At 58.9% G+C, this 431-nt stretch carries 1 protein-coding gene; it reads right to left on the reverse strand.

What is annotated here, in order from left to right; all coding sequences use genetic code 11:
• Positions 1–73: 73 nt before the first annotated feature.
• Positions 74–343, reverse strand: coding sequence for a hypothetical protein (locus AC1DIX_RS27930; RefSeq protein ID WP_477328612.1), 270 nt, complete (start codon positions 341–343; stop codon positions 74–76).
• Positions 344–431: the final 88 nt, after the last annotated feature.

Consider the following 431-nt stretch of genomic DNA (forward strand, 5'->3'; position numbering starts at 1 on the left):
GTCTTACATCGTCGGGTTGAAAGCCCTTTCCCGAATCCTGATCGACCGGACGAGAAACGCTGAAACCGGCTCGCTAGGGGACGGCCGGCTCCGAGTCCTCAAGGAAGGACGCGATCCCATCGCGGGCGATGGTCGCCAGGAATTCGTCGAACGCATCGCGGTCGGTCTCGAACGGTTCGTCCCAGCGGATCAGGTCTTCCGACTGGGTCACGACTTCCATCGTCCAGTCTTCCTGGCTGCCCTGGGTCCGGAAAATGTCCACAAGCACGGTGACACCATCTTCGGTGAATTCACCTGACAACTCCGAATGTTCAAGCTTCGGTTCCTTGGCCTTTTTCGCCACTTTAATCTCCTGCGCCATCCGGCGCATGTTCGGGACACTTTCAAACGTAGCTAGGTGTCGTGCTGGCCGGTGTCAACCGGCGCTTCCC

This window comes from Massilia sp. 05N420 (genome assembly GCF_056397205.1).